We start from the raw sequence: 1,039 nt of genomic DNA on the forward strand, positions 1-1,039 counted from the left end.
TAACCCCAGTTCGACATAAGCTATACCCTAAGGCTTTGAATTAGCAAGCAATCTTAGCGACGAAAGGTTCAATCAGCACATTTTTAAGTGTCGGCTTCTTGGGTTGATGGCAATAAGCAATCAGCCCTGACACCAAATTACTCATAAACCCAACATGGCTACGATGCCTTGAATGCTCGATATGGCAAATATTCTTTAACTCATCAAACACCGTCTCAATCAAGAAACGGCGTTTAAGCAATCGCTTATCTAACCAAGCAATGTCTTTAGCTTTCATATTCTTTTTGACGTTGGTAACCAGTTCAACATCCAAGTTTTCGTCTAGCCAAGCGGTTAGGGATTTATCAATGTAGCCTTTATCGCCAAACAGTTTACCAAAGACTTGGTTTTCACACAGTTGTTTGACAGGCTTTCTGTCATCAACATTGCCCGCTGTCACGGTAAGATTCACGAGTTCACCTCGGTGGTTGATGATGGCGTGTAATTTAAAGCCAAAGAACCAGCCCATACTGCTTTTGCCCTGTCCTGCTGTATCGGCAAAGACTTTGTTGCGTTTGATACGGTGGTTATCACAAACCGCTAGGCTGGTTGAGTCGATGTAGCTAATCCCTGTGCAGTTGCCTTGCATTAAGAATTGTAGGTAGTCACACATGGGATATACGGCTTTTTCCATCAGTTCTACCATTCTGTTGTAACTTGGTAGTCTTGGAAAGGCATTTTTTAGCCATTGACAGACATAGCCATAGTAAAAGGCTTTAAATTCTCGATAGCGTATTTGATGAAATAGTACCAAGATGGTGATGATTTCTGCTAAACTTATTTTGCATGGTTTGTTGCGTGGCTTTTTACTGCTGTTGTTCCTTATTTTTAGCATTTTCTGCTGTTGCTCGGCTGTGTAGGCTTTGCAAAAGTCGTCGATGTGGCAGTAAAGTTCTACAAGATTGTCCATGTAAGAAGTCCTGGTTAAAGGTGTTTGTGGTGAACTTACTTTAGCATGTTGGGCTTCTTTTTTTTATCCTTTCTTATGTCGAATTCAGGT

Annotated in this window: 1 protein-coding gene; it reads right to left on the reverse strand. The window is 41.2% G+C overall.

Annotated elements, in window-relative coordinates; all coding sequences use genetic code 11:
- Positions 1-40 precede the first annotated feature (40 nt).
- Entirely contained in the window at positions 41-949 is a 909-nt protein-coding gene (locus ACH0AB_RS11855) for an IS982 family transposase (protein WP_406878267.1), read from the reverse strand.
- Positions 950-1,039 lie beyond the last annotated feature (90 nt).

It is taken from the genome of Moraxella sp. 179-F 1C4 NHS (assembly GCF_045370505.1).
Taxonomy (GTDB): domain Bacteria; phylum Pseudomonadota; class Gammaproteobacteria; order Pseudomonadales; family Moraxellaceae; genus Faucicola; species Faucicola tetraodonis.